Genomic DNA, 26175 nt, shown 5'->3' with positions numbered 1-26175 from the left:
GCTCAGCCCTTCTTCTCGGTGCGGTCCTCGCGGAACTGCGAGCGCAGGTACAGGGCCAGGAGGAGGACCACCACGACGACGAGCACGACGCCCATCGCGGCGGCGTAGCCGATGTTCCGGTTCTTGAACGCCTCGAGGTAGGTGAACAGCATCGGCAGCATGGTGCGGCCGCCGGGCCCGCCCTCGGTCAGCACGTAGACCAGGGAGAACGAGTTGAAGTTCCAGATGAAGTTGAGCGACGTGATCGACGTGACGATCGGCCGCAGGCTGGGCAGCGTGACCGCCCAGAACCGGCGCCAGGCGCCGGCGCCGTCCATCGCGGCGGCCTCGTGCAGCTCGTCCGGGATCTGCTGCAGCCCGGCGAGCAGCGTCACCGTGGTCTGGGGCATGCCCACCCAGACGCCGACGACGATCACGGCGGGCAGCGCGGTCGAGAAGTCGGCGAGCCAGTTGATGTCGTCCGGCAGGCCGACGGAGCCCAGGAACGCGTTGAGCGGACCCGCGTTGGGCGAGTAGATCATCTTCCACATGATCGCCACGACGACGGGCGGCATCGCCCACGGGATCAGGGCGAGCACGCGGGTGAGCCCCTGGAGCCGCAGGCCGGAGTTCAGCAGCAGCGCCAGGCCGAGCGCCGCGACGAGCTGGAGCAGCGTCACCGAGACCGCCCACACCATGCCGATGCGGAACGACTCCCAGAAGAACGAGTTGCCGGCCAGCCGCACGAAGTTGTCGACGCCGACGAACTGGTAGTCCGGGCGGCGCACCAGCTCCGCGTCGGTGAACGCGAGCAGCACGCCCATGAGCAGCGGCGCGACGGACAGCACCAGGATCGGCAGCAGCGACGGCATCACCAGCGCGGCGGCCTCGCGGCGCCGGGCCCGCTCGATGCCCCGCGGGGCTCGGTTGCGCCGGGGCCGCGGCGGCGACGGCCGGGGCGAGGCGAGGACGGTCATCGTGCGCTCATCTCCTTGGCGGTGGACTCGCGCACGAACAGGCGCGGTCCGATGGCGATCTGCTGGGCGGGCTCGGCGACGTCGTCGACCCGGTCCAGGACGAGCCGGGCCGCGGCGGTGCCGCGCTCGGCAGAACCGAGCGAGACGCTCGTCAGGCTGGGCTGGAAGACGCGGCCGATCTCGGTGTCGTCCATGCCGGTGACGGCGAGGTCGCCGGGTACCGAGAGCCCCAGCTCCCGTGCGGCGCGGATGACGCCGATGGCGAGCAGGTCGTTGGCGGCGACGACGGCGTCGAACGGGCCGGCCGCCGGGGTGCGGGACAGCAGCCGGCGAGCGGCGGCGAGCCCGGCAGCGACGGTGAAGTCGTCGGCCCGCTCGGTCTCGGCGTGGTCGCCGGCGAAGCCCGGGCCGCTCGTGGCGGCGTCGAACCCGCGCTGGCGCGCGGCGCCCGGGGTGGTGTCGAGCGGGCCGTTGACGAAGCCGATGCGGCGGCGGCCGATCTCCACGAGGTGGGCGACCGCCTGGCCGAGACCCGCGGCCGAGTCGGTCGAGACGGAGTCGATCCCCTGCTGCTCCAGCGAGCGGCCGATGACGACGACCGGCACGGGGGCCTGCCGGATCGCCTCGACGAGCACGTCGTCAGTGCGCAGCGGGCTGACGATGAGGCCGTCCACGAAGCCGCTGCCGAGGCTGCGGACCAGGTCGACCGTGGAGCCGACGGTGTGCCCCGTGGACATGACGACGACGCGGTACCCGTGCGGCGCGAGCACCTCATGGATGGCGGTGAGCATCTCGACGTAGACCGGGTTGCCGATGTCGGCGACGGCGAAGGCGACCTGGAACGTGCGCTTCATCCGCAGCGACCTGCCGATCGCGTCCGGGCTGTAGCCCAGCTCGGCGGCGGCCGCGCGGACGCGGTCCACCATCTTGCTGCTCGCGCCCGTGCCGTGCAGCGCGCGCGAGGTCGACGCGAGCGACACCCCGGCGCGCTCGGCCACCTGCATCAGGGTGGCGCGTGATGACGACACTGTCACTCCACTTCCTCGTGAGGTCCTGCCCGTTCTGGAAACGTTTCCAGTTTCCGGCCGAGCGATCACTGGAAACGTTTCCGGCGATGGGCGTCAGTGTTGCACCGCGGCGCGCGAGCCGTCAAGCAGCGGCCCGGGCGGGGGCGCACGGACGGGTGTCGGAAAGTGCGCTTCTACCCAGTCATCGGGCCCGAGAACAGCCCTCGTTTCGAGCCTGATGACTGGGTAGAAGCGCACATCCGGGCGCAGTGGTCACGCGTGCGACATCGTCGGGGTCGGGGTCGGGGTCGACGTGCGGTGGCGGGAGCGGTAGGCCGAGACCTTGACCCGGTTGCCGCACGTGCGCATGGCGCACCACTCGCGACGGTGGCCGCGCGAGCGGTCGAGGTAGACCTGGGTGCACTCGGGGCGGCCGCACTCGCGCAGCAGGGCGGCGTCGGGACCGCCCAGGATCTCGACGGCCTCGCGGGCGACGGCGGCCAGGCCCTGCGCGGCGGTGCCGGTGCGGCGGATGCTCGCGGCGGCGTCGCCGGCGCCAGCACCGCCCGCGACCTCCAGCCGCACCGTGACCGGCGGCTCCGCGGCGTACCGGTTGAGCACCTCGACGGCCGCGGCGAGCGCGGCGGGATCGGCGGGCTCGACCCGGTCGCCGGTGTCGGCGGGCCCGGCCTGCCCGGCCAGGTCCGCCGCCGCAGCGGAAGCCGCGGCCGCGAGCGCCGCGCGCCCGCCCAGCCGGTCCTCGACGAGCAGGTACAGCGACTCGCGCAGCTCCACGGCGGCGGCGAGGTCGGCGCCGTCGGCGTGGGGAGCGGCGTCGAGCATGCCCGACTCGACGAACCAGTCGTCGAGGAGCTCCGGCGTGGCCAGCTTCTCGGCCGGCACGGGATTGCGGCGGGCGCGCAGGGTGCCGAGGAAGTCGAGCGCGAGCGTCCCGCAGGGGAAGGCGTGGTTCACGTAACCATTCTGAACGGTGACGCGGTGACGCACAAGTCCCTGTAACCAGTTTGACGGGTTACGGATCGTGTGTCAGAGTTCTGGTCATCGCAGTAACCGCTCAAACCGGTTACCCCAACTGAGGAGCATGACCATGACCGCCGTCCGCTTTCACCTCGACTCGACGCTCTCCCCCGAGGCCGCCCTGGCCGTCCTGACCGACTTCGGCCCGGCCCGGGCCGAGGCCTGGCCCACGATCGACGCCGACCACCTGACGGTCCACGAGCAGGGCGAGACCTGGGCCGAGGTGACCGAGGGCACCGCCGCCGCCTGGGAGCGGGCCCGCTACGAGTGGGACGCCGAGCGCGGTCGCGTGGACATCACCACACTGGACTCGAAGGTGTTCGGGCCCGGCGGCGGCTGGGTCTTCCAGGTCACCCCCGACGAAGGCGGCAGCCGGATCGACGTCGAGCTGACCCGTCAGCCCCAGACCCTCCAGCGCAAGCTGCTCGCGGCGCTGCTCCCCCTCGTCGGCCCCTCCTCCCTGCGCAAGTCCTTCGCGGGCCCGCTGCAGGCCAGGTAGTTCCGCAGCTCCCCACCCCCGACCACACCCCCACCGCAGAACCCCCAGAAAACGGAGAGAATCATGGAACTCAAGCTCGAGGTCGTCGTCCTGCCCGTCGCCGACGTGGACCGTGCCAAGGCCTTCTACGGGCAGCTCGGCTGGCGCCAGGACGCCGACTTCTCCACCGAGCGCGGCCTGCGGGTCGTGCAGCTGACCCCGCCCGGGTCGGCCGCCTCGATCATCTTCGGCGAGCACCTGACGGACGCCGCGCCGGGCTCCGTGCGCGGCCTGCACCTGATCGTGTCGGACATCGCCGCGGCCCGGGCCGAGCTCGTGGAGCACGGCGCCGACGTCAGCGAGATCTGGCACGACCAGGACGGCGTCTTCCACTGGGCCGGCACCGAGAACCGCGTACCCGGGCCGCACCCGGAGCACGACAGCTACGCGTCGTTCGCGTCGTTCGCCGACCCGGACGGCAACGAGTGGGTGCTCCAGCAGATCGTCGACCGCCTCCCGGGCCGGTGACGGAGATGACGAGCGCACCCGACCCGGCAGCGAACGAGATCCTGCTGGACCTGCTCAAGCGCGCCGCGGCGGCGCACGGGGTCCACGAGGAGCAGGAGCTGGGCGGCGTGTACGACGAGGCCTGGCCCGAGTGGTACGCCGAGCACATGACACGGGCCCTCGCCGAGCGGGGTTACCGGATCGTGGGGGCCGACGATGAGCCGGTCTGACCAGCCGGCCGACGCCGGAGCCCTCGACCGCACCGAGCGCATGCTGCGGTCCGCCCCCTCGCAGACCGTCGAGCAGGTGCACGTCGAGGCCTTCGAGCGGCTGACCCCGGCCGAGCGAGCGGTGGTGTTCGACCGGCTCACCGCCGACGCGACGAGCCGTGACGACCGGCCCGCCGACCCGTCCGCCCCCGCCCTCGGGCGGGCGGCGGCCCGGGTCGAGGCCCGGCAGCGCGGCGGGCTCGCCCAGGTGCTGGGCACGGACGGGCCGGGGGCGGCCCTGAGCAGCGCCGTCAGCGCCGCGATCCTCGGCGTCGTCGCCACCTACGCGGCGTCGTCCGCGGCCTGGGAGGCGTGGGGCGCCGAGGGCGACGACGAGCCGCCGTCGTACGGGGGCGGCGGGATCGGGGACTTCGGTTTCTGACCGAGCCAGAGGGCATGCTCCCGCGCCGCCCACGACCGCCGGACGGACCCGGTGCGCATGCCGCGCCGGGCCTCCGGGTCGGCGAGCGCCTTGAGCACGTGGCCGGCGACGACGACGGCGAGCGCGTAGGCGCCGGCGTCGTGGACGAGCACGACGCCGGCGCGCGGGACCAACCCGAGCGCGAACTTGAACCACAGCAGCAGTCCGGTGCCGAGCATGACCAGGACGGCACCCGCGAGCCAGGCCGCCCAGAGCTTCTGGCCGGCGTTGAACTTCCCCGCGAGCCGGCCGCGGTGCGGGTCGGGTGACCGCAGGCTCGCCAGCCAGCGCCGGTCCTGCGGGGTGAACCGGTCGAGGCGCCGCAGGTCGGCCCGGAACGGGCCGGACCAGAGTCCGAGCAGGGCGGGTACCGGCAGCAGGATCCCGGACCACTCGTGGAGGGTCTCGACCACGAGCCGCCGCCCCACGAGCTGCGCGACGGGCACCACGTAGAGCGCGACCGCGGTGAGCAGGCAGACCAGGAACAGCAGCCCGGTCGCCCGGTGGACGGCCCGCTCGGCGGGGCTGAACCGCAGCACGCGCTCAGGCACCGACCGGCTCCTCGCCGGGCAGCCAGCCGTCCACGGGGTAGCCGTAGTCCTCCCAGTACCCCTGCTGGACCTGGCTGGTGACCTCGATCCCGGAGAGCCACTTCGCCGACTTGTAGAAGTACATCGGCGCGACGAAGAGCCGCACCGGGCCGCCGCTGTCGTGCGGGACCGGCTCGTCGAACATCCGCAGCGCGACCACGACGTCCGACCGGCGCGCCTGCTCGAGGGTGAGGCTCTCCGAGTAGGCGCCGTCGAAGCAGGTGAACCGGACGGCGGCGCCCTCGTCCCGCACCCCGGCGGCGTCCAGCAGGTCGCGTAGCAGCACACCGGTGAACGGCACCGCGTCGACCTGCCAGCCGTCGGTGCACACGGCGTCGTGCACGACCGTGGTCTGCGGCAGCGCCGCGAGCTGGTCGAGCGTGTACGTCGCGGGCCGGTCGACGAGGCCGCCGACGGTGAGCCGGTAGGTCGTCGCGTCCTTGCGGGGCACGGAGCCGACGACGCTGAAGTAGCGGAAGCCGCGGTCGTCCGGCACCACCGCGGGCGCGACCCGGGACAGGGCCGCGCGCACCTCGCCGAGCCCGCTGCGCACCGCGGGTCCCACGGCTACGCCCGCGGCGCCCAGGCCGAGCATCGCCAGCACGATCCGGCGCCCCACCGGCCGCCCCGCGGGGCCGGCGGCGTCGGGCACTCCGGCAGCGGGCATTCCTTTGTCGATCATGCCGCCACCCTCACCCGGACGCGGGCGCGAGGGCACCAGGGTGCTCCCCTGGTCCCCACCCTGGTGCTACTGGACGGCGCGGCGCGCGGCGGTCCGCGCGCTCAGGGACGCCACCGCCGCGACGACGACGCACAGCGCGGCCGTGGTCGCCAGGCCCACGGTGAAGCTCGTGCCGGCCGCGATGAAGCCGACCACGAGCGAGCCGAGCCCGGTACCCGTGTCGAACCCGATGTTCCAGACGGCGCTGGCGACGCTGCGCTCCCGGTCGGGCACGGCGGCGAACGCGGTGACCAGCGTGAGGTTCTGCAGGCTGCCGTACGAGACGCCCACGAGCGTCATGCCCACCACGAGCCAGGCCGCGCCGGGGCCCGAGCCGGTGATCGACCAGCCGCACAGCACCAGGGCCGCCGCGCAGAGCAGCAGGAGCGGCGGCACGAACCGGCTGGGCCCGAACCGGTCGGCCAGGCCGCCGACGAGCCAGCGGGACAGGGCGGCGGCGAGCGTGAGCCCGAGCAGCCCCACCATGGCGACCAGCGCGCCGTACCCGAGCTGCGGCGCGAACGTGAGCAGCGCGCCCCCGGGCGTGGTCACGGCGAGCAGCACGAGCGAGGGCAGCACCAGCGGCAGCAGCATCCGCGCGCGGCCGGCCGGTGCGCCGTCGTGCACGTGTGGCGCGACGGCGTCCGCGTGGCCGGCGGTGAGCAGGTCCAGCCGGTTGCCCAGGGCCACCGCGAAGGGCACGGCGAGCGCGGGCAGCGCGCCGACGACGAACACGACCCGGAAGTCGACGGACTCGGCGACCCAGGCGGCGCTCGGGGTGAGGAACACCTGCGGGGCCGCGACCGCGAGACCGTAGACGCCGATCGCCCGGCCGCGCCGGGCGGCGCCGACGAGCTCGGCGATCGCCGTCGCGCCGCAGACCGTGACGACGGCGAACCCGGCACCCCGCACGGCGGAGGCGGCGAGGATCCAGCCGAGCTGGTCGGTGAGCACGAGCGCCAGCGACGGCAGGCCGAGCAGGAGCACGCCCGCGACGAGCGTGCTGCGCCACCCCAGCCGGCGCAGGGCCCAGGGCACGGTGGTCTGGAAGGCGACGGTGGCCGCCATGAGCACGGCGTTCACGAGCCCCGCGCCGGCCTCGTCGGCGCCGCCGTGGATGGCCCACAGGGGCGCGGTCGGCAGCAGGAGCGCGTAGCCGGCGAACCCGCACAGCGACATCCATACCAGGGCCCCGATCCCGGGTACGCGCAGGATGGGCTGGTCGGGGTCGGTCGGGAGGCTCACGTGGCCTCACCCTACCGACGCCGTTCAGGGACGCCGGGCCACCGCCCAGCGAAACGCGTTCAGCAGGCGGTAGCCGCCGTCCGGACGGCGGAACGGCGCGGCGGCCTCGACGACGACGGGTGCGAGGTCGGCGACCGTCGCGTCGCCCTCGCCGAACAGGATGCCGCGCACCAGGTCGTCGGCGTTCCGGGCAGTCCACGGGACCGGCACCACGCCGTGGTCGAGCACCGTCCAGCCGGCGTCGGCCAGGAGGTCGGCGAGGCCGCCGGGCAGGCGCAGCGGGCCGTCCTCGGGCGGGTCCTCGTCGTCGGCCTCCGCGAGCGCCACGTTGATCGCGTCCAGGTCGTTGCGGCTCCGGTCGGCCCAGCCGGCCAGTCCGACGACGCCGCCCGGCGCCAGCACCCGGGCGATCTCGGCCAGCGCGTCGTCCAGGTCGTCGGCGAACTGCACCGCGTTGACGGCGAGCACGGTGTCGAAGGCGTCGTCGTCGAACGGGAGGTGCTCGACGTCACCGCGGCGCACGTCGGCGCCGACGGCGCGGGCCCGCGCGAGCTCGACCATCCGGGCCGCCGGGTCGACGCCGCCGGCCCGGGCGCCCCGGTCCTGGAGGTGCTCGAGCAGCTCGCCGCTGCCGCAGCCCACGTCGAGCACGCGGCTGCCCGGGCCGGTCGCCGCAGTGGTGAGCAGCGGCTCCCAGACCGGGCGGGCGAAGGTGCCCCAGTAGCGGCCCCAGTCGTCGGCGACGGCGGACCAGGGGTCGGCGGTGCTCACCGGATCAGAGGACCCGCTGCGCCTTGGTCAGGTTCTCCCGGAGCTCCTCGGCGTTCTGCCGGGAGACGTAGGCCGGGCGGTCGCGCTCGAAGCGCCACGACTCGCTGAGCGGGCCGGCGCTGACGGTGTCGAAGCCCGCCGCGTCGTAGAACGCGGTGACCAGCTCGACGGCCTCGGGGTAGTCGCTCGCCGTGGCCAGGGCGCGGCGGTTCGGCGTGCCGGCCGGGGTGCCGTCGGTGGTGATCGCGGCGGCCACGATCTGGTTGAACGCCTTGACGACCTTGGAGGTCGGCAGGTGCTCCTGGAGCAGGCCGGAGACCGTCGCCTCGCCGCGGTCGAGGGCCTCGATGTGGCCGTCGCGCTCCCAGTAGTAGTTGTTCGTGTCGAGCACGACCTTGCCGGCCAGCGGCTCCACCGGGAGGTCACGGTAGGCCTTCAGCGGCACCGAGACGACGGCGACGTCGGCCGCGGCGGCTGCCTCCTCGGCGGTCGCCGCGCGGGCCTTGGGCCCGAGCTCCGCCACCAGGTCGGCGAGGGTCTCGGGACCGCGCGAGTTGGCGATCACGACCTCGTTGCCCTGCGCGATCGCCACGCGGGCGACCTGGCTGCCGATGTTCCCTGCTCCGATGATGCCGAACGTAGTCATACGAGCGGCAACCCCGGGACGGCGCGCAGCATTCCACCCGCTCCGCGCCCGGTTGCCGTTCGTACGATGGCCCCCATGGTGAACGGCGACACGGCAGACCGGGCACGGTCGTACCGGAAGGCCCCGGAGCGGCGCGCGCAGATCCTCGCGAGCGCCATCGCCGTCTTCGTGGAACGAGGCGTGGGTGCGTCCCTGCGGGCGATCGGCGAGGCGATCGGCGTCTCCCACGCGGCACTGCGCTACTACTTCGCGCACCGCGACGAGCTGCTGATCGAGGTGTACCGGGCGCACGAGGCCACGGTGCGGGAGGCCACGGCCCACGAGCCATCGGCGCCCGAGGAGGTGTCGGCCGTGGCGATGATGGAGCGCAGCGCCGAGCGCAACGCGTCGATCCCCGGCCTGGTCGAGCTGTACGCGACGCTCACGACCGACGCGCTGCAGGCGGAGCAGCACCCGGAGACCCGCGAGTTCGTGCACGCCCGGTTCCGGCGCGTGCGCGCCGACCTGGCCGAGCGCGTGCGCGCCGGCCAGGCCTCCGGCGCGGTCGCCGCCGACATCGACCCGGACGACGCCGCCGCGCTGGTCGCGGCGGCGTCGGACGGGCTGCAGCTCCAGTGGCTGCTGGACCCGGAGGCCGTCGACGTCCGGCGGTCGCTGGCCCTGCTGGAGCGGCTCCTGCCCGGCCCTACCCCGTAGCCGCCGCCGGGTCCCAGCCCTCCGGGAGCGGGGCGATCGGGTCGACGGCGGAGCCGATCTTCACCGGCTGTCCCGCCTCCGCCGCGTCCCGGACGCCGAGCAGGATGTCCAGGACGTGCGCCGCGACGGCGCCCGACGCCCGTTCGGTGCCGCCGTCGCGGATCGAGCGCACCAGGTCGACGACACCGGCGCCGCGGCCGAACTCGGGGCCCGCGGCCGGCAGCGCCGTCGGCTCGTCGGAGCCGTACGTCCACAGCGTGGAGGCGCCGTCGAACCCGTTGGGATCGGGCAGCACGATGGTGCCCTCGGTGCCGTTGACCTCGACGAACCCGCTGCGGGGCAGCGCGTGCTGGAACGAGAACGTGGACTGGGCCGAGCGTCCCTCGCCGAACTCGATCAGGGCGGCGTGGTGGGTCGGCACCTCGACGGGGAACGCCTCGCCGGCGCGGGGGCCGCTGCCGATGGTGCGGCTCTGGCGGGAGGTCGAGGCCACCGCCTGGACGCGGGTCGCGGAGCCCAGCACGTGCACGAGCGTGGTCACGTAGTAGGGCCCCATGTCGAACAGCGGGCCTGCGCCGCGCGCGAACAGGAAGTCGGGGCTGGGGTGCCACGACTCCGGGCCGGGCACGTGGAACATCGTGGTCGCCGTGAGCGGCTCCCCGATGTCGCCGCGCGCGACGGCCCGCAGCGCCGTCTGGATGCCCGCGCCCAGCACCGTGTCCGGGGCGCACGCGACGCGCAGGCCGCGCGCCTCGGCGTCCGCCAGGAGGGCCGCCGCGGCGTCCCGGTCCAGGGCGACGGGCTTCTCGCTCCACACGTGCTTGCCCGCGGCCAGGATGCGGTGCCCCACCTCGGTGTGCACCGCGGGGACGGTGAGGTTGACGACGACGTCGACGTCGTCCCGGGCCAGCAGCTCGTCCACGCTGCCCGACGCCGCCACGCCGTACTCCTGTGCCCGCTCGGCGGCGCGCGCGAGGTCGAGGTCGGCGACGAACCGGACCTCGACGTCGGCGAACCGGGTCAGGTTCTCCAGGTACTGGGTCGAGATGTTGCCCGCCCCGACGATGCCGACGCCCGCGGCGCCCGGCCGGCTCATCGGTCGTGCTCCGTCAGCCAGGCCAGCGACCGCGCGATGCCGTCGAAGACGTCGCCGCCGTACGCGTCGAACTCGATGACGCGGGTCGCCGCCGGGGCGGCCGCCAGGATGGCGGGCACGTCCACCTCGCCCGCGCCGGCGGGCTGCTGCCGGTCGACGTCGCCGTCGAGCGTGCCGTCCTTGACGTGGATGAGGCGCACCCGGTCGCCCAGCGCGGTCAGGAGGGCCGGGGCGTCCGCTCCCCCGACGGCCGCCCAGTACGTGTCCACCTCCAGGACCACCCCGGGCGCCAGGTGGTCCACGAACACCTCCAGGGCGTGCCGGCCGTCGATGCGGGTGCTGAGCTCCCAGGCGTGGTTGTGGTACCCGAACTCCAGCCCGCGCTCGGCCGCGAGCGCCGCCAGGGCGTTCACCCGCTCGGCGAGCCGGGCCACCTGGTCGGCCGTCCGCCACTCCTCCGCGGGCAGGAACGGGTCGATCACGGTGTCCATCCCCAGTGCGGCCGCCGCGTCGAAGATCGCCGCGGGTTCCTCCGCGGCGAGCACGGGCGCGTGGCCCGACGGCGCGGCCACGCCCGCCGCCGCGAACGCCCGCCGGAACTCGTCGGTGCGCTCGTGGAAGGCGTACGGCTCCACGTACCCGAGGCCGATCTCGGCGAGGCGCGCGATGGTGCCGGGAAGGTCGTGGGCGACTGCGTCTCGGACCGAGTAGAGCTGCACGGATGTCGGCGTCGTCGTCGGCATGGAACCCCCTAGTTCGTCGGTGAACCCGGCTCGTCGGTGAGCCGCCGACGAGCCTATCGACGAAATTCTTACAGTGGAAGATTCTTCGCCGAAAGCGTTGCCGTCGCCGTCAGCCACCAGGTCAGCCGGCCCGCCCGGTCCAGGCGGGCCAGCCGGTCCGGGCCTGCGCGGTCGAGATTCGTCTCGGCGCCGAGCATGGGTTCGACGCCGATCGATCGGTACGGGGCCTCCTCCGGCCAGCCGCCCAGGTTGCGCCACACGACCAGGGAGAGCGGGGCCGCGGCGGGCGTGCCCCAGCGCAGCCGGAGCCGGTCGGCACCGTCCACGACGTCGAGCCGGTCGGTCGCGACGACGGCGCAGCGGGCGGTGCCGTCGTCCGGGCCGAGCACGTCGAGCGGCATTCCCCCGCCGTCGGGCCACGTGGTGGGGGTCGTCGCGCCCGGCTCGGGCCACTCAACGACGAGCGTGCCTGGGCGACCGGGCACCTCCAGGCGGGCGTCCGGGCCGACGTCGAGCAGGAGGTGGACGGCGTGCAACAGCCCTGCGCCCGGCGGCCCGGTGATCGTGTAGTCGGCGCGGACCGTGCCGTCGTGCGTGGTGAGGCGGCGGGTCAGGGCGAGGTCGCCGGCCTCGACCCGGGCCGCCGTGCCGTCGCCGCCGTGGGCAGCCCAGGGTCGTGACCACACCTCGCCGTGGTCGCTCGGGCCGCCGATCGTGGGGAGGCACTCCTCGCCGCCGCCCGCGTCGACGAACGGGTCGCCGGGCGCGACGCCGGCCCGGGCGTCCGCCGGAACCCGCGGGTTGTGCCAGAGCCATTCGCGCTCCGGCGTCGCCAGCGAGGTCCAGCGGCCGCCCAGGGCCGGGTCGGTGCGGACGGTGAGCGGCCGTCGGTTCGCACCGGGTTCGGTCACACCGGATTCGGTCACACCCGGTCCAGGGTCACGACGTCGCAGTCCCGCCAGGTCCACGGGACGACCAGGCCGTCGGCCGCGAGCTCCTTGCCGGTGCGGGTCTCGTCGGTGCCCCGGACCCGGTAGCGGGCGTCCGGGTCGAGGTCGCCGAGGTGGACCGTGAGCGGGGCCTCCCCGGCACGGCGCCAGGCCAGCACGACCACGGCGTCCTCCCCCGTGTACTGGACCGCGCACGCGGGGTCGGCCGGCGAGCCGTGCCGCCGGGTCAGCCCCGTGTGCACCACCGGCCGGATCTCGCGGTACAGCTCGACGAACGACGCCGCCCGTTCCCGGGTCGCGCTGTCCCAGGCCAGCAGGTCCGAACCGATGCCGAGCACCCCCGCCATGGCGACCACGAACCGGAACTCCAGGCTCGCCGGCCCGCTCTCCCGGTCGCGGTCGAGGAGGTCGGGCAGGTCGGTGACCCACGAGCTCATGGTCCACGCGGGCAGCACGCCCAGGAACCCGTGCTGGATCGCGAGCCGGTCGCGTGGTCCGGTCTCGTCGCTGGGCCAGACGACGTCGGTCCGGGCGAGCACCGCGTGGTCGATCCGGCCGCCGCCACCCGCGCAGGCCTCGACGGTGACGTGCGGGAACTCGGCGCGCAGCGCGTCGAGCACGCGGTAGTACGCCTGGGTGTGCCGCCAGGACCAGTCGTCGCCGCCGGGGGCCGTACGCCCGCCGTCGGCGATCGAGCGGTTCATGTCCCACTTGAGGTAGCTGATGTCGGTCTCGGTGAGCAGGCGGCGCAGCGTGCCGAGCACCCACTGCTCGACCTCGGGCAGGCCCAGGTTCAGCATGTACTGGTGCCGCAGCGTCTCCAGCGGACGCCCGTCCACGTGGTGCGCCCACTCGGGGTGCGCGCGGTACAGGTCGCTGTCGGGGCTCACCGCCTCGGGCTCGACCCACAGGCCGAAGCGCATGCCGAGAGCCTTGACGCCGTCGGCGAGCGGCCCGAGGCCACCGGGGATGCGCGCGGTGTCGACCTCCCAGTCGCCGAGTGCGGCCCGGTCGGTCGTGCGGCCGCGGAACCAGCCGTCGTCCACCACGAACACCTCCGCGCCCACCTGTGCGGCCGCCTCGGCGAGGCGGAGCTGGTGCTCCACGCGGACGTCGAACGTGGTGGCGAACCACGAGTTGTAGACGACGGGCCGGTGCTCGGGGCCGCGCGTGCGGGCCAGCGTCGCCTGGTAGGCGTGCCAGGCGTGGGCCAGGTCGTCGGCGTCGCCCTCGACGCGCACGCCCGCCAGCACCGGGGTGGTGAGCCCGGCGCCCGGCTCCAGCGTGAGGATGCCCGACTCGTCGTCCGGCCCGGCGGAGACCCGGACGTGGTCGGCGAAGGGGACGGCGTCGAGCGCCATCCGCCAGGAGCCGCTGTACGCGAGCGCGACGCCGAAACGGACGGGGGCGTCCGTTCCGGCGGAGCGGACGGCCCCGTCCGTTCCGGCGGGCACGACCGTCACCACCGGCGCGTACGTGTGGCTCGTGATGCCCTGGCGGCTCCCGAGACTCAGCGTTCCCGCCCCGAGCGAGGCGCGGAACGGCGTGAACTCCCGCGACCACGCCCCGCCGAGTAGATTCACGTGCGCCGGTCCCGACGTCGGCACGTTGAACGCCCCACCCCACCCGCGCAGCAGCTCGATCGGCTGCTCCGAGTGGTTGCGCAGGTCGGCCCACTTCTCTACGACGTCGTGGGCGGGGTGGGTGCGGACGTGCAGGGTCACGGCCAGGCCCAGCACGTCGTCGGCGAGCGGGCACTCCAGGTGCGTGCCGCCGTCGGCGTCCTGGGTGAGGGAGACCTCGCCCGCACGGGCGAGGCGGGCCCCGCGCACACCGTCGGCGCGGCGCACCACGAGCTCGGCGCCGTGCACGTTGCGGGTGCCGAGCGCGGTGGCCTCCAGCGGGAGCAGGTCGAGGTCGGCCTCGAAGGAGGACGTCGCCGCCACGGGCGCCGTCGTCTCCGCGGCGGCGGGTCCCCAGCCGACGGCGACCAGCCCGGCCCCACGCGGGGCCTCGCCCACGACGTACTGACCCGTGCGGGTCGGGAGAATCCAGGTCACTTGTTGGCTCCTACGAGAAGTCCGGACACGAACTGCTTCTGGAACAGGAAGAACACGATCGCCGTCGGCACGGCCGCGATCAGCGCGCCCGCCGCGACCACGTTCCACGCGCTCGCGAACCCGCCCTGCAGGTTGAGCAGGGCCGCGGTGATGGGGAACTTGGCCTCCGTACGCAGCACCGTCATCGCCCAGATCAGGTCGTTGAAGATCCAGGTGGTGGCGAGGGCCGCGAGCGCCGCCAGCGACGGCCGCGACAGGGGCAGCACGATGCGCCAGAAGATGCCGCCGGGGCCGGCGCCGTCGAGCCGCGCGGCCTCGAAGACCTCGTTCGGCAGGCTGCGCATGAACCCGTGCAGCACGAAGGTGTAGAAGCCGATGCCGAACCCCACCTGGACCACGACGAGCGCGGTGAGCGTGTCGCCGATGCCGATGGCCTCGGTGATGGACGAGACCGGGACGAGCAGGATCTGCGGGGGCAGCAGGTTCCCGGCGAGCATGGTGAGCAGGATGGTCCGCCGGAACGGGATGTCGAACCGGCTCAGGGCGTAGGCGGCGAAGGACGACAGGGCGAGCGAGGCGACGACGGCGCACACGGTGACGAGCACGCTGTTGCCGAGCGAGCGCAGTACGCCGCCCTGGGTGAGCGCCGTGGCGAAGCCGTCGAGGCTGAACGACGCCGGGAACGCGCCCAGGCCGCGGCCCGCGATGTCGTCGTAGGAGCGGATCGCGACGAACAGCACGAAGACGATGGGGCTGAGCCACAGCAGCGTGACCGGGACCATCGCGACGTGCAGCCACGGCGAGCGGGCGGGCTTGGGCCGGCGGAGCCGAGGGGCGGGCCGGTCGCGGACCGCCGCGGGTGCGCCGGCGGGTGGGGCGAGTGCTGACATGTCAGTCCTCCGTCCGGGCCTGGCGGGCGAGGTAGGTGATGATGAAGCCGATCGCCAGGGCGAAGATGACCACGGCGATGGCGGAGGCGTAGCCAAGGTTCCCCGTGGTGAACGCCTGCTGGAACATGTAGGTGCTCAGGAGCTGGGTCTCGTTGTAGGGCCCGCCGCGGGTCATCGCCCAGACGATGTCGAAGGTGCGCAGCGAGTCGATGACGGTCACGGCGAAGACGACCATGTTCACGCCGCGCAGCTGCGGCATGACAATGCGCCAGAACCGCTGCCAGGCATTGGCGCCATCGACGGCGGCGGCCTCCTCCAGCGAGCCGTCGGTGCCCTTGAGGCCGGCCAGGTACAGCACCATGATGTAGCCGACCTGGCGCCAGACGGCCGCGATCAGCACGGCCCAGAGGGCGACCGTGGGGTCGGCGAGCCACTGGCGTTCCAGGTGGTCGAGACCGAGCAGGCCGAGGGTGCCGTTGATCGGCCCGTCGGGCGCGTACATGACGCGCCAGAACAGGCCGCTGACGGCGAGTGAGACGACCATCGGCAGGTAAATGGCGCTGCGGTAGATGCTCACCATCGGGCCGGGCTTGTTCAGGGTGACCGCGAGGGCGAGGCCGCCCACCACGGACAGACCGCCGAACCCGAGCACCCAGATCACGTTGTTCTGCAGGGCGGTCAGGAAGATCGGGTCGGCGGCCAGGTCGCGGAAGTTCTGCAGGCCCACGGGCTCGGCCAGGCCGATCCCGTCCCAGCGGGTCAGGGCGAGCGAGAACGAGTTGGCCGCCGGCCAGAAGACCCAGAACAGCTCGACCACGAGCGGGACCAGCAGGAACACCCAGACGAGCAGCGGGACGCGCGCGAACCGGCTCGGGCGGCGGGTCGCGGTGGACGGCTGCGCGCTCACGACGCGAAGACCCCCTCGGCCGCCGTCTGCCACTCGTCGAGGATGCTCTTCATGGAGTCCGGCTGGGCGAGGAACTTGGTCAGGGCGGTGTCGGCGGTGGCCTGGAGGGCGTCGGAGGAGTCACGGTTGAAGAACTGCGTGATCTCCTCGGTGTTGTTCAGCAGCTCGATGCCCTTCTGGACCAGCGGGCTGAACGACGACGTGTCGACGTCGGGCGAGGTGGGCAGGTTCGACGACTTCGACTGCTCGATGTACTGCTGCTGCGACTCGGCCGAGGCGAGGTAGCTCAGCAGGTCCAGGGCGCCCTGGTGGTTGTCGCTCCGCGCGGCGGCGAAGAACCCGTCGGTCGGGGCCTCCTCCGCCGTCGGCACCGAGTCGTTGATGACCGGCACGGAGAAGAAGTCGAGGTCGTCGCGCTGGTCCTCGGGGAAGTAGCCGGAGACGAACGCCCCGACGAGGTACATGGCCGACTTGTCCTGGGCGACGGGGGTCGCGGCGTCCTGCGCGGTGTACGACGCCGCGTTCTTGTCGAAGTACGGGATGAGCCGCTTGTACTCCTCCATGACGGCCACCACCTCGGGGTCGTTGAAGGCGTGCTCCCCGGCCAGCAGCTCCCGGTGGTACTGCGCGCCGTTGATCCGCAGGTCCAGGTAGTCGAACCAGCCCGACGCCATCCACGGCGTGGACGACAGACCGTTGGTCAGCGGCACGATGCCCTGGCCGCTGAGGTTCTCGCACAGCGCGTGGAACTCGTCCCACGACGTGGGCGGCTCCACGCCCCACTTCTCGAACGCCGACTTCTTGTAGAAGACGCTCCACCAGTAGTAGCTGGTCGGCACGAAGATCTGCTTGCCCGCGGCGTCGGAGGACAGGCTGCGCAGCGCGTCGGAGTACCCGGCGCACGCGCCGTCGCCCTCCCACAGCGAGGACACGTCGAGCAGCAGCCCCTCCTCGGCGTAGGACCGGGCCACCGACCCGGCGTACCAGCTCAGCACCTCGGGCGAGTCGCCGGAGCGCAGGTAGTTCGTCAGCTGGGCCCGGAACTGCTCGGTGGCGACCGAGTTCATCGTGACGTCGCCACCGGGGTAGGCCTTGACCAGCGCCTCCAGGGCGGCCTTGGGGTCGGCGTCCTGGATCGAGTTCTGCAGGGTGATGAGGCCGGAGCTCGTGCCGCCCCCGCCCCCGCCGCTGCCGCCCGACGTCGTCCCCACGCACGCGGCCAGCAGGCTCGCCGCGCCCAGCGTCATACCGCCCGCGAGAAGCTCGCGGCGGGTCAGTGCTCGCTTGTAAGTCGTGGTTCGCTTGGACATCCTTGTTCCTCCTTCGTGCGCCCTCGTTGGCGCACCTGGTACCTCTCCGATCACGGGCGCGGGTCGGTCCGCGCCCGTCAGATTCCCGGGGCCTGGTGCACAGCCTCCCCGACGACGGCGGCAGGCCCGTGCAGCAGCGCCTCGCCCCGGCGCGCGACGGCGTGGCGCAGGTCGGCCGCGTGCCGCGACGCCAACAGCTCCGGCCGGCGCAGCAGCGCGTCGGCCGTCGCGGCGTCGTCGGCCAGCAGCGCGAGCTGGGCGTCGAGGAACAGCACGCGCCGGTCGCGCACGCGCAGCGGGTCCTCCTCGAACAGCAGCAGGTCGGGCAGCGACGTCGCGAAGTAGTCCACGCGCGGCACCTCGACGGCGTACCGGTCGCGGTAGGCGCGCAGCGCCGCCGTCAGCTCATCCGCGGCGCCGTCGTCCCCGGTGCGACGCAGCGCGAGGACCGTCCAGAACGTCTGCTCGCCGTGCTCCTGGGTGCTCATCTCGACGAAGTCGCCACGCTGGGCGGCGGCGGTGCGCCAGGCGTCGGCGGCGCTGCCCGTCCCGTCGGCGACCGTCGCCAGGGCGTCGCCCAGCAGCAGGTGCAGGTTCGCCGTGCTGGCCAGGGGGTGGCGGGCCTCGCCCAGGTTCGCCGGCGGGGTCAGGGCCGCGCGCACGTGGGCGACGGCGTCGTCCGGCCGGCCCTCCGCGAGCGCGTCGAGCGCGCGGTGGGTCCGCGCGCGGTCCCAGGCCAGGAGCGCCTGGCCCTCGCCGCCCTCCCACGGGTGCAGGCGGCGGCCGCCGAGGATCGTCAGGGCCTCGTCGGCGCGGCCCTCGGTGACCATGAGGTGCAGTGCCTCGACGGCGAGGTCGTCGCGGTCGAGGGCGCCGCCCCGCTGGTCGAGACCCCCGCCACCCAGCAGCTTCGCGAGCCGCGCCGCCGGGGTCTCCCCGGTCAGCGCCGCGAGCTGGTCGCTCTCGTACCGGAGCCGGGCGTCGCCGGGTGCCGCCGCGAGCGCACGCTCGTAGGCCTCGCCCGCCGCAGCCAGGTCCCGCTCGTGGTTGACGGCGGCCACGCCGATGTTGCGCCAGGCCACGGCGTCAGCCGGGTCCAGGGCGACGGCGGACCGCCACAGCGCCAGGGCGTCGGCCCGGCGTCCGGCGGCGTAGGTCCAGTGGCCCAGGAGCGACCGTGCACGGGCGTCGGCCGGGTCGGCGTCGGCCGCCTCGCGCAGCACGGCGGCGTCGGCGAGCCGGCCCGGGAAGCACCAGTCGGCGTCCAGGCCGTGGGCCCGGGCCCGCTCGGCAGCGGCCTCCTCCGCGCGACCGGCCAGCGCCAGCACGTGGGCGCGGTGGTAGGCGAGCAGCGGCCGCGCGGCGGTCTGCCCGGCGGGCCGGTGGTCCTCGCGGACCTCGGCCTCGTCGAGGCAGGCCAGCGCGGTCTCGTGCTCCCCCACCCCCGCGAGCTCGATCGCGACGTCGAGCAGGGTCTGGGCGTCGCCGCTGGCGGCCTGCCCGTCCAGGTGGCGCAGCCAGGCGTCGAGCGGGTCGAGCGTGCGGGCCGCCCTCAGCGCCGACGTCGCCGCCGCGTGCTGCCGCAGCCGCCCGTGGCACACCACGGTCAGCGCGAGCGCCTGGAGGTGGTCGGGCTCGGTGCGGCGCACGTCGTCGAGCCGGGCCAGGGCGCGCTCGTGGCGGCCGGCGCGCGCGTCGAGGCGCGCCATCCGGTACCCGGCGGGGGCACGCCAGGCCCGCGACCACGCGGCCTGTGCGTACGCGTCGTAGGCGCCCGTGTCGTCGCCGAGCTGCTCGCGCACCAGGCCCAGCAGGTAGAGCGCCGTCGTGTCGCGGGGGCTGCGGTGCAACCGGGTCAGCCGCTCGACGGCGCGCTCCAGGTGGTCGCGAGCCCGCTCGGGGTCGCCCGCCACGTAGGCGCGGCGGCCGAGGCCCACCAGGCTGTCCACGTGCCCCGGGTCGCGGCGCAGCGCCTCGTGCCAGTACGGCTCGGGGGCGCGCGTGGCGTGCCGGTAGAGGTCCAGGTGCGCGGCGATCAGGGCCAGCTCCTCGACGGTGCCCACCTCGTCGGGGGCGGGAGGCTCCTCGGCGGGGTCGGGCTCGCTGCCGTCGGCCGCCCCGCCCCTGGCCGCGCCACCCTCGGCCGCGATCTCGGTCCAGGCGACCAGTACCCGATCGCCGTGGGTGACCGTCACCGTCACGGGCCCGGTCCCGGCCGGGACCTCGTGCTCCAGCAGCGCCGGGCGCGTCGGGTCGACGTCGACGACGTCGGTCGTGAGCACCGTGCCGTCTGCCGACAGCGTGACCGTCAGATCGTCCAGGGGCCGCGGCACGACGACGCCGACGCGCGCCGTGGTCGCCGCGCCGTCCGGACCCGACCGCTCCAGCCGGACCGCGGCGTCGAGCGTGGCCCGGTCCACCGGGCCGACGTCGCGCACCGGGTACCAGTACTGGGAGAACACCTTGGTCTCGCCGGGGGCGAGATAGGCGAAGTCGGGCTGGTTGTCGGTGAACACCCCGGCCATGAGCTCCACGTAGTGCGAGCCGTCGTCGGCCAGGTTGGCGTCCCAGGCGTGCCCGAACGGGGCGTTGCCCCAGGTCCACTGCTTCTTTCCCGGCGAGATGGCGCGGTCCGCCACGTGCACGAACCCGAGGCCCGACGCGTGGTCGTACCCGCCGAAGAACTCCTCGTCGCTGCCCAGGCACATGTACGACGTCGGCACCGGGATGTTGCGGTACCAGTCGAGGCGGTCGCCGCCCCGGCTCGCCAGCGCCGGGTAGTCCACGCCGTAGTAGGGACGGTCGGCGTGCGGGAACGCGGTGATCGCGCGCCGGGCGTGGTCGGCCACGTAAGTCACGTCGTGCGGGAAGAACGACTGGTAGTCGTCGTCCACCTTGGCGGCCACGTTGGCCCACCAGAGGAACGACTGCGGCAGCTCGCTGCGGTTGTACAGCCGCACGGTCAGCTCCAGCACGGCGCTGTCGGGGCGCAGGCGCACGCCGTGCATGCCCTTCATCCGCGTGAACGGGTCGTGGTCGGAGCACCAGACGACGACGGCGCCGTCGGGCTCCTCCTCGATCTCGACGTCCACCGGGAGGTAGGTCGCGGGGCGGTGGTGCTGCGGCCAGTTGAGCTCCACGCCCCCGGCCACCCACGGGCCGGCCAGCCCCACGAGGGCGGGCTTGATCACCGGGTTGGTCCAGAACAGGTCGCGGCCGCTGCCGCGCTCCCGGGCCACGTGGATGCGCCCGCCGAGCTCCGGCAGCACGACCACGCGCAGCCACTCGTTCTCCAGGTGCACCGCGCGCCAGGCCCGCTGGTGCGGCTCGTCGGCGATCTGGTGGTGGAACGGCAGCGGGTACACGCGGCCGGACGACCCCTGGTACACCCGCCGGTCCAGGTATGCCGGGAACCGGTCGGGCGGCAGGGGCGCATAGGTGGTCAGGTTGAGCGGCGCCTCCCAGGCGGCCGCGGCCCGGCCGGCCAGGTCGCCGGGCCGGTCGGGCAGTTCGAGCACGGACTCCACATCGAGCATGGGACCGACGCTACGAACCCCGGGGGTGCCCCGGGAAGCGACGTATCGACTTAACTGCCTGGACGATCCGACGATTCACCGGGTGCGACGGCGGCTGACGCGGGCGGCCCGCCGGGGCTACCCTCCAGGGGTGCGCATCCGTGACGGCTTCCCCGGACAGCGCCTGCGGGTGCTGCCGACCACCGTGGTCCGCGCGACGTCGCAGGCGGGCCCCACCTCCCGCCTGCTGGTCACCGACGCGGGCTACTTTCCGCACGCGGCCAACCACGGCCGGGTCCGTGCGCGGGGCGCCGTGGGGACCATCGTCATCGTGTCCTCGGCGGGGCGCGGCTGGTGCCGCACGCCGGGCGGCCTGCATCGTATCGGCGCTGCTCAGGCGCTCGTCATCCCTGCGGGCGTGCCGCACGAGTACTGGGCGGACGACGACGACCCATGGACGATCTGGTGGATGCACGCCCGTGGCGATGACGCAGGCGAGTTCGAGCGCGACCTGGCCCGGCACGCCGGCCCGGACGACGTCGCCGTCGTCGAGGTGCACGACCTGGTGCGCGTCGTCGCCGACCTGGAGCGTGTGGTCGACGCCCTGGAGACCGACGAGACCTACCCCAGCCTGCTGCGCTGCGCGGGTGCCGCCTGGTCGGTGCTCGCCCAGCTCGGGGCTGACGCCGCCGCGGGCAGCCCGGTGCGGGGCGAGCCCGTGCGCGCCGCGCAGGAGTACCTGCGCACGCACCTGGACGCCGTCGTCGAGGTGGCGGCGCTGGCCCGGCGGTTCGGGCTGAGCACGTCGCACTTCTCGGCCCGGTTCCGGGCGGCGACCGGCGGCGGCGTGGTCGAGTACGTCAAGCGGCTGCGGATGGCCCGGGCGTGCGAGCTGCTGATCACCACCGAGCTGCCCGTGGCCGACATCGCGCGGTCGGTGGGCTACCCCGACCCGTTCTACTTCTCGCGGCAGTTCCGCAGCGTGCACTCCTGCAGCCCGACGGACTTCCGCAACGGGCTGCACGACCGCTGAGGTCGGCGGCCGCGGCCCGCTTCGAATGGTCGGCAGAATGTCAGGTGGTCGGTAGTCCGAGCTGCCGACCACCTGACATTCTGCCGACCGCTCGGCGGGCTTTCGGACGCTCCCCCGCGTCGGATCGTCCAGGCGGGTGCGTCGTCCTCTGCATTCCGCGTCGCCCCGGCGAGCGGTTTGCTGGGCGGGTTCCCTCCCTCGGCCTCCGTGCCGAGCCGACGACGACGTCAGGAGACCCATGTTCACCGCACGGACCTGGGCGGCGCGAGCCAGTGCCGCCCTGCTCACCACCGCCCTGGCCGCCTCGGGCCTGGCCGCGAGCGCCGCCTCGGCCGCGCCGGCCGCACCCGCTGCCCGACCCGCGCCTTCCGACGCCACCCCAGCGACCGACAGCCCCAGCCCCACGCCCTACCAGGGCTGGAACACCTACTACGGCCTGGGCGGCGACTTCACCGCCGACGAGGTCCTCGACGTGGCCGACTTCCTCGTCTCGTCCGGCCTCGCTGACGCCGGCTACGACATCGTGTGGCTCGACGGCGGCTGGCAGGCCGACGTGCCGCGCGGCGACGACGGCCTGCTGCAGGGCGACGCCGAGCGCTTCCCCGACGGCATGGCGGCGCTGGCCGACGAGATCCACGACCGCGGCCTGCGCGCCGGCATCTACACCGACGCGGGCCCGTACATCCCGGGCACGTGCGGCCTGGGCAGCGGCGGCCACTACCAGACCGACGCCGACACCTTCGCGGCGTGGGGCTACGACGCCGTCAAGGTCGACTTCCTGTGCGGCATCACGGCCGACCTGGACCCGCAGGAGGCGTTCACCGCGTTCGCGCGGGCGCTGCGGGACAACAGCTCCGGCCGGTCGATGATCTTCAACCTGTGCAACCCCGTGACCTCGCCGGACTGGGGCGACTACCCCGAGGAGCAGCAGTCCACCTGGTCGTGGACGTACGCGCAGGACATCGCGGAGTCGTGGCGCACGTACACCGACGTCGGCTTCGTGGGGCAGATCCAGTTCAAGGACGTGCTGCGCAACTTCGACGCGAACGCGCGGCACCCGGAGGTCGCCGGCCCGGGGCGGTTCAGCGACCCCGACTACCTGGGGCCGGAGCTCGGCATGACCACCGAGGAGTTCCGCACGCAGATGTCGCTGTGGACCGTCGCGGCCGCGCCGCTGGTCATCTCCAGCGACCCGCGCACGCTCAGCCCGGAGTCGATGGACATCCTGCTCGACGAGGACGTACTGGCGATCGACCAGGACCGGCTCGGCGTCCAGGGCACCCGCGTCGGCGCGGCGGGCACCACCGAGACGTGGGCCAAGCCGCTCGCGGACGGCTCGGTCGCCGTCGCGCTGCTGAACCGCGGCGACCGGGCCGCCGAGGTCGCCACCACCGCCCGTGACCTGGGCCTGCGCGGCCGCTCGTTCGAGGTGCTGGACACCTGGACCGACGCCCGCACGCAGTCGTCGGGCACGATCCGGGCGGCGGTCCCGGCACACGGCGCCGCCCTCCTGCGGGTCACGCCGTCCCGGCCGGGCGGGGCTCCTCGGCTGGTCGCGACGCCGCCCGCCTTCACCGCCGTGGGGGCGGACGCCGTCGTCGCGACGACCGACGTACTGGCGGCCGCCGGGGACCAGGTCTCCGCCGAGGTGACGCTGCACAACGACGGCGGCACGACCGTGCGCGACCCGCGCGTCGCGCTCGTGCTCCCGGAGGGCTGGACGGCCCGCGTGCTCGGCGCCACGCCCAGGGTGGTGCGGCCGGGTGATTCCGCCACCGTCGCGTTCACCGTGTCCGTGCCGCCTGGGGCCGAGACCGGCGGGTACGACGTCGCCGCATCCGTCACCTCGGGCTCCGGCCAGGTCACGACCCCGCCGTCGCGCGTGACGATCGCACCCGGGGCGCCGTCGGGCGGCGACGTCGTGCTGTCCCGGCACCCCTGGGTGAGCGCGACCAGCGGCTGGCTGACGCCCACGGTGGACCAGAGCGTGGGCGGCGGCTCGCCGCTCACGGTGGCGGGCACGGTGCACGAGGCCGGGCTCGGCGTCGCCAGCCCGTCGCGGGTGCGCTACTACCTCGGCGCCGCGTGCACCGGGCTGACCGGGAGCGTCGGCATCGACGACGTCGTCGGCAACGTGGGACCGGAGGGCGGCACGGCGACGTTCGACGTCGTCGGCGACGGGGAGACCCTCTGGAGCAGCGGCACGGTCGAGCGCGGCACGGCGATCGCGTTCGACGTGGACGTGACGGGCATCCGCGACCTGACCCTCGAGGTGGGCGACGCGTCCGACGGCGGCTACAACGACCGAGCCGACTGGCTGTCGCTGAACCTCAGCTGCGCGTGAGAGGCCGAACGTAGGGTTGGTCGGCTCTCCTGCGCTGACGAGCCGACCAACCCTACGTTCGCGCTCCCGACCCGCGGTGGCCACGCCCCGCGGGGTTGGCGGTCAGCAGGCCGGCGCGTCCGACAGGAGCTCCGCCAGGTGCGGGGCCGGGGAGTCCGCGCGGTCCGGGGTCGTGACCATCGAGACCACCCAGTCCGCCGCGCCGTCCGCCGCGACCGGCACGGCGACCAGGCGGGCGGCCTGCGGCTTGGCCGCGACGTGCCGCGGCACGACGGCGACGCCCAGCCCGCGGTCGACCAGGTCCAGCAGCGTGTGCACGTCGTTGACCGTGAAGCGCACCCGACGGCGCACGCCCCGCGCCGCGAACGCGTCGTCGTTGAGCTGGCGGATCGCCCACGACGGGTGGAAGTCGATGAAGCTGTCGCCGCCCAGGTCGGCCCGGTCCACGGCTGCGCGGGCGGCCAGCGGGTGGTCGGGCGGACAGAGGAACACCACCGGCTCCTCGCCCAGGACGACGCGCGGGAGCACGCCCACGTGGTCGGCCGTGGCGACGAACGCGGCGTCGAGGTCGCCGTCGCGCACCCCCGCCAGGAGCTCGTGCGAGCCCGCCTGCGTGAACGCGATCTCCACGCGCGGGTAGCGCCGGTGGAAGCGTTCCAGCAGCGTGGCGACGTCGACGAGGCCGAGGCACTGCTCCGCGCCGACCCGCAGCGTGCCCGCGAGCTCGCGCGAGACCTGGACCACCGCATCGCGAGCTTCCGTCGCGGAGGAGAGCATGGAGCGGGCGAAAGGCAGCAGCGCCAGGCCCGCCTCGGTGGGCTCGACCCGGCGGGTGGTCCTGGTGAACAGCTTGGTGCCCAGCTCGACCTCGAGGTTACGGATGGCGGCGGACAGCCCGGACTGGGAGACGCCGGTGAGCTCGGCGGCCCTCGTGAACTGGCGCTCTTCCGCCAGCGCCACGAGGTATTCCATCTGACGCAGTTCCATTAAGAAATACCAGTTCTGGGAATGATGATGAGGAGTTGTTGGACTTCTAGGTTATCGCTTCCTAGTCTCTGGTCCGAACCCGTTGCGACACGAGGAGAAACCATGCAGCTCCGTTCCATCGGCGGCCGTTCCGTCTCCGCGATCGGCCTCGGCGGCATGCCGATGTCCATCGAGGGCCGGCCCGACCGCGAGCGCTCGATCGCCACGATCCACGCCGCCCTCGACGCCGGCGTCACCCTGATCGACACCGCGGACGCCTACCACCAGTTCGCCGACGAGGTGGGGCACAACGAGGAGCTCATCGCCGAGGCCCTGCGGTCCTACGGCGGCGACACCTCCGGCGTCCTGGTCGCCACCAAGGGCGGGCACCTGCGCCCCGGCGACGGGTCCTGGACCAAGGACGGTCGCCCCGAGTACCTCAAGGAGGCCGCGAAGGCATCGGCCAAGCGGCTCGGCGTCGACGCCATCGGCCTCTACCAGTTCCACCGCCCGGACCCGAACGTGCCCTACGGCGACTCGGTGGGCGCGATCCGCGACCTGCTCGACGAGGGCGTCATCGAGCTGGCGGGCATCTCGAACGCGAACCCGGACCAGATCCGCGAGGCCAACGACATCCTGGGCGGCCGCCTGGTGTCCGTGCAGAACCAGTTCTCGCCGCGCTTCCGGTCCTCGCTGCCCGAGCTGGAGCTGTGCGCCGAGCTGGGCATCGCGTTCCTGCCCTGGAGCCCCCTGGGCGGTATCTCGCTGGCCCGCTCGGGCGAGCTCGGCGCCGAGTACTCGGCGTTCCAGGAGATCGCCGACGCGCACGGCGTCTCGCCGTTCCGCGTGACGCTGGCGTGGGAGCTCGCACTCGCGCCCGTCGTGGTGCCGATCCCCGGGGCGTCGCGCCCGGAGAGCATCACCGACTCGGCCCAGGCGAGCGAGCTGATGCTCACCGCCGACGAGGTCGCCCGCCTGTCGGCGGCCTGAGCCACGACCGCACCCACCACAGGAGA

General features: G+C 74.0%; 25 protein-coding genes. 8 read left to right on the top strand and 17 right to left on the bottom strand.

Annotation, left to right across the window (positions count from 1 at the left end):
• Positions 1 to 2: 2 nt before the first annotated feature.
• The 3 genes from ACH47X_RS21405 to ACH47X_RS21395 form a co-directional block, all read right to left on the bottom strand.
• On the bottom strand, positions 3 to 956 hold the full coding sequence (locus ACH47X_RS21405; RefSeq protein ID WP_142037881.1) for a carbohydrate ABC transporter permease: 954 nt from the start codon (positions 954 to 956) through the stop codon (positions 3 to 5).
• On the bottom strand, positions 953 to 1984 hold the full coding sequence (locus tag ACH47X_RS21400; RefSeq protein ID WP_397406757.1) for a LacI family DNA-binding transcriptional regulator: 1032 nt from the start codon (positions 1982 to 1984) through the stop codon (positions 953 to 955). Before ACH47X_RS21400 ends, ACH47X_RS21405 begins: the two co-directional genes overlap by 4 nt.
• 252 nt (positions 1985 to 2236) lie before the next feature.
• Positions 2237 to 2938: a CGNR zinc finger domain-containing protein gene (locus ACH47X_RS21395; RefSeq protein WP_397406755.1), complete on the bottom strand. Its 702-nt coding sequence runs from the start codon at positions 2936 to 2938 to the stop codon at positions 2237 to 2239.
• Positions 2939 to 3071: 133 nt separating this feature from the next.
• On the opposite strand from ACH47X_RS21395, the gene ACH47X_RS21390 reads away from it, so the two are divergent.
• The 4 genes from ACH47X_RS21390 to ACH47X_RS21375 all read left to right on the top strand — a co-directional run bounded on the left by ACH47X_RS21390 (position 3072) and on the right by ACH47X_RS21375 (position 4637).
• Positions 3072 to 3500: a hypothetical protein gene (locus ACH47X_RS21390; protein WP_397406753.1), complete on the top strand. Its 429-nt coding sequence runs from the start codon at positions 3072 to 3074 to the stop codon at positions 3498 to 3500.
• A gap of 63 nt (positions 3501 to 3563) precedes the next feature.
• Positions 3564 to 4007: a VOC family protein gene (locus ACH47X_RS21385; protein WP_020014034.1), complete on the top strand. Its 444-nt coding sequence runs from the start codon at positions 3564 to 3566 to the stop codon at positions 4005 to 4007.
• A 5-nt stretch (positions 4008 to 4012) separates the two neighbouring features.
• Positions 4013 to 4216: a hypothetical protein gene (locus ACH47X_RS21380; RefSeq protein WP_397406751.1), complete on the top strand. Its 204-nt coding sequence runs from the start codon at positions 4013 to 4015 to the stop codon at positions 4214 to 4216.
• Positions 4203 to 4637 (top strand): hypothetical protein, encoded by a 435-nt coding sequence (locus ACH47X_RS21375; RefSeq protein WP_397406749.1) that lies wholly within the window; start codon positions 4203 to 4205, stop codon positions 4635 to 4637. The genes ACH47X_RS21380 and ACH47X_RS21375 overlap by 14 nt, the downstream gene beginning before the upstream one ends.
• Here the strand turns inward: ACH47X_RS21375 and ACH47X_RS21370 are convergent.
• The 5 genes from ACH47X_RS21370 to ACH47X_RS21350 all read right to left on the bottom strand — a co-directional run bounded on the left by ACH47X_RS21370 (position 4538) and on the right by ACH47X_RS21350 (position 8649).
• The gene (locus tag ACH47X_RS21370; protein ID WP_397406747.1) at positions 4538 to 5227 is read right to left on the bottom strand and encodes a cytochrome b/b6 domain-containing protein; all 690 of its coding nucleotides are present in this window, start codon (positions 5225 to 5227) and stop codon (positions 4538 to 4540) included. The two genes, ACH47X_RS21375 and ACH47X_RS21370, sit on opposite strands and share 100 nt — an antisense overlap.
• Positions 5220 to 5948 carry a molybdopterin-dependent oxidoreductase gene (locus ACH47X_RS21365; RefSeq protein ID WP_397406745.1) on the bottom strand — a complete coding sequence of 243 codons (729 nt, stop codon included), beginning with the start codon at positions 5946 to 5948 and terminating at the stop codon, positions 5220 to 5222. Before ACH47X_RS21365 ends, ACH47X_RS21370 begins: the two co-directional genes overlap by 8 nt.
• A 66-nt stretch (positions 5949 to 6014) precedes the next feature.
• Entirely contained in the window at positions 6015 to 7232 is a 1218-nt protein-coding gene (locus tag ACH47X_RS21360; RefSeq protein ID WP_397406743.1) for an MFS transporter, read from the bottom strand.
• Positions 7233 to 7256: 24 nt separating this feature from the next.
• Positions 7257 to 8003: a class I SAM-dependent methyltransferase gene (locus ACH47X_RS21355; RefSeq protein WP_397406741.1), complete on the bottom strand. Its 747-nt coding sequence runs from the start codon at positions 8001 to 8003 to the stop codon at positions 7257 to 7259.
• 4 nt (positions 8004 to 8007) lie between these two features.
• Positions 8008 to 8649, bottom strand: coding sequence for an NADPH-dependent F420 reductase (locus tag ACH47X_RS21350; protein WP_397406739.1), 642 nt, complete (start codon positions 8647 to 8649; stop codon positions 8008 to 8010).
• Between the two features lie 75 nt (positions 8650 to 8724).
• Between ACH47X_RS21350 and ACH47X_RS21345 the strand changes: the two genes are divergently transcribed.
• Positions 8725 to 9345 carry a TetR/AcrR family transcriptional regulator gene (locus ACH47X_RS21345; protein ID WP_397406737.1) on the top strand — a complete coding sequence of 207 codons (621 nt, stop codon included), beginning with the start codon at positions 8725 to 8727 and terminating at the stop codon, positions 9343 to 9345.
• Here the strand turns inward: ACH47X_RS21345 and ACH47X_RS21340 are convergent.
• From ACH47X_RS21340 to ACH47X_RS21305, 8 genes are all read right to left on the bottom strand, one after another.
• Complete coding sequence (locus tag ACH47X_RS21340) at positions 9335 to 10441, bottom strand: Gfo/Idh/MocA family protein (RefSeq protein ID WP_397406735.1); 1107 nt, start codon at positions 10439 to 10441, stop codon at positions 9335 to 9337. The two genes, ACH47X_RS21345 and ACH47X_RS21340, sit on opposite strands and share 11 nt — an antisense overlap.
• A complete protein-coding gene (locus ACH47X_RS21335) occupies positions 10438 to 11184 on the bottom strand; it encodes a sugar phosphate isomerase/epimerase family protein (RefSeq protein ID WP_397406733.1) in 747 nt (248 codons plus the stop codon). Before ACH47X_RS21335 ends, ACH47X_RS21340 begins: the two co-directional genes overlap by 4 nt.
• Positions 11185 to 11252: 68 nt before the next feature.
• Positions 11253 to 12110: a hypothetical protein gene (locus ACH47X_RS21330; protein WP_397406732.1), complete on the bottom strand. Its 858-nt coding sequence runs from the start codon at positions 12108 to 12110 to the stop codon at positions 11253 to 11255.
• Positions 12107 to 14194: an alpha-galactosidase gene (locus tag ACH47X_RS21325; protein WP_397406731.1), complete on the bottom strand. Its 2088-nt coding sequence runs from the start codon at positions 14192 to 14194 to the stop codon at positions 12107 to 12109. The genes ACH47X_RS21330 and ACH47X_RS21325 overlap by 4 nt, the downstream gene beginning before the upstream one ends.
• On the bottom strand, positions 14191 to 15084 hold the full coding sequence (locus ACH47X_RS21320) for a carbohydrate ABC transporter permease (protein ID WP_397406729.1): 894 nt from the start codon (positions 15082 to 15084) through the stop codon (positions 14191 to 14193). The genes ACH47X_RS21325 and ACH47X_RS21320 overlap by 4 nt, the downstream gene beginning before the upstream one ends.
• A 1-nt stretch (position 15085) precedes the next feature.
• Positions 15086 to 15991: a carbohydrate ABC transporter permease gene (locus tag ACH47X_RS21315; RefSeq protein ID WP_397406727.1), complete on the bottom strand. Its 906-nt coding sequence runs from the start codon at positions 15989 to 15991 to the stop codon at positions 15086 to 15088.
• Positions 15988 to 17301 (bottom strand): ABC transporter substrate-binding protein, encoded by a 1314-nt coding sequence (locus tag ACH47X_RS21310; RefSeq protein ID WP_397406725.1) that lies wholly within the window; start codon positions 17299 to 17301, stop codon positions 15988 to 15990. Before ACH47X_RS21310 ends, ACH47X_RS21315 begins: the two co-directional genes overlap by 4 nt.
• 77 nt (positions 17302 to 17378) lie before the next feature.
• Positions 17379 to 20837, bottom strand: coding sequence for a DUF5107 domain-containing protein (locus ACH47X_RS21305; RefSeq protein ID WP_397406723.1), 3459 nt, complete (start codon positions 20835 to 20837; stop codon positions 17379 to 17381).
• A gap of 130 nt (positions 20838 to 20967) precedes the next feature.
• On the opposite strand from ACH47X_RS21305, the gene ACH47X_RS21300 reads away from it, so the two are divergent.
• Together ACH47X_RS21300 and ACH47X_RS21295 are read left to right on the top strand one after the other, a co-directional pair.
• Positions 20968 to 21849 carry a helix-turn-helix domain-containing protein gene (locus ACH47X_RS21300; RefSeq protein ID WP_397406721.1) on the top strand — a complete coding sequence of 294 codons (882 nt, stop codon included), beginning with the start codon at positions 20968 to 20970 and terminating at the stop codon, positions 21847 to 21849.
• Positions 21850 to 22087: 238 nt separating this feature from the next.
• Positions 22088 to 24193, top strand: a complete 2106-nt coding sequence (locus tag ACH47X_RS21295) for an NPCBM/NEW2 domain-containing protein (protein ID WP_397406719.1) — start codon at positions 22088 to 22090, stop codon at positions 24191 to 24193.
• A gap of 102 nt (positions 24194 to 24295) precedes the next feature.
• Here ACH47X_RS21295 and ACH47X_RS21290 read toward each other — a convergent pair whose 3' ends face one another.
• Positions 24296 to 25180 (bottom strand): LysR family transcriptional regulator, encoded by an 885-nt coding sequence (locus ACH47X_RS21290; protein ID WP_397406717.1) that lies wholly within the window; start codon positions 25178 to 25180, stop codon positions 24296 to 24298.
• 102 nt (positions 25181 to 25282) lie between these two features.
• Here ACH47X_RS21290 and ACH47X_RS21285 point away from each other — a divergent pair, with 102 nt between their 5' ends.
• Positions 25283 to 26149, top strand: coding sequence for an aldo/keto reductase (locus tag ACH47X_RS21285; protein ID WP_397406715.1), 867 nt, complete (start codon positions 25283 to 25285; stop codon positions 26147 to 26149).
• The last annotated feature ends 26 nt before the right edge of the window (positions 26150 to 26175 follow it).

Source organism: Promicromonospora kroppenstedtii (assembly GCF_044389675.1).
Lineage (GTDB): Bacteria > Actinomycetota > Actinomycetes > Actinomycetales > Cellulomonadaceae > Promicromonospora > Promicromonospora kroppenstedtii.
The sequence above is the reverse complement of the archived record's forward strand: the minus strand, read 5'-3'. Positions and strand labels throughout refer to the sequence as shown.

Coding starts and splice junctions, on each gene's coding strand:
- ACH47X_RS21405 (WP_142037881.1), bottom strand. CDS start 956: ATGACCGTCCTCGCCTCGCCCCGGCCGTCGCCGCCGCGGCCCCGGCGC.
- ACH47X_RS21390 (WP_397406753.1), top strand. CDS start 3,072: ATGACCGCCGTCCGCTTTCACCTCGACTCGACGCTCTCCCCCGAGGCC.
- ACH47X_RS21385 (WP_020014034.1), top strand. CDS start 3,564: ATGGAACTCAAGCTCGAGGTCGTCGTCCTGCCCGTCGCCGACGTGGAC.
- ACH47X_RS21380 (WP_397406751.1), top strand. CDS start 4,013: ATGACGAGCGCACCCGACCCGGCAGCGAACGAGATCCTGCTGGACCTG.
- ACH47X_RS21375 (WP_397406749.1), top strand. CDS start 4,203: ATGAGCCGGTCTGACCAGCCGGCCGACGCCGGAGCCCTCGACCGCACC.
- ACH47X_RS21365 (WP_397406745.1), bottom strand. CDS start 5,948: ATGATCGACAAAGGAATGCCCGCTGCCGGAGTGCCCGACGCCGCCGGC.
- ACH47X_RS21350 (WP_397406739.1), bottom strand. CDS start 8,649: ATGACTACGTTCGGCATCATCGGAGCAGGGAACATCGGCAGCCAGGTC.
- ACH47X_RS21345 (WP_397406737.1), top strand. CDS start 8,725: ATGGTGAACGGCGACACGGCAGACCGGGCACGGTCGTACCGGAAGGCC.
- ACH47X_RS21340 (WP_397406735.1), bottom strand. CDS start 10,441: ATGAGCCGGCCGGGCGCCGCGGGCGTCGGCATCGTCGGGGCGGGCAAC.
- ACH47X_RS21335 (WP_397406733.1), bottom strand. CDS start 11,184: ATGCCGACGACGACGCCGACATCCGTGCAGCTCTACTCGGTCCGAGAC.
- ACH47X_RS21320 (WP_397406729.1), bottom strand. CDS start 15,084: ATGTCAGCACTCGCCCCACCCGCCGGCGCACCCGCGGCGGTCCGCGAC.
- ACH47X_RS21310 (WP_397406725.1), bottom strand. CDS start 17,301: ATGTCCAAGCGAACCACGACTTACAAGCGAGCACTGACCCGCCGCGAG.
- ACH47X_RS21305 (WP_397406723.1), bottom strand. CDS start 20,837: ATGCTCGATGTGGAGTCCGTGCTCGAACTGCCCGACCGGCCCGGCGAC.
- ACH47X_RS21295 (WP_397406719.1), top strand. CDS start 22,088: ATGTTCACCGCACGGACCTGGGCGGCGCGAGCCAGTGCCGCCCTGCTC.
- ACH47X_RS21290 (WP_397406717.1), bottom strand. CDS start 25,180: ATGGAACTGCGTCAGATGGAATACCTCGTGGCGCTGGCGGAAGAGCGC.
- ACH47X_RS21285 (WP_397406715.1), top strand. CDS start 25,283: ATGCAGCTCCGTTCCATCGGCGGCCGTTCCGTCTCCGCGATCGGCCTC.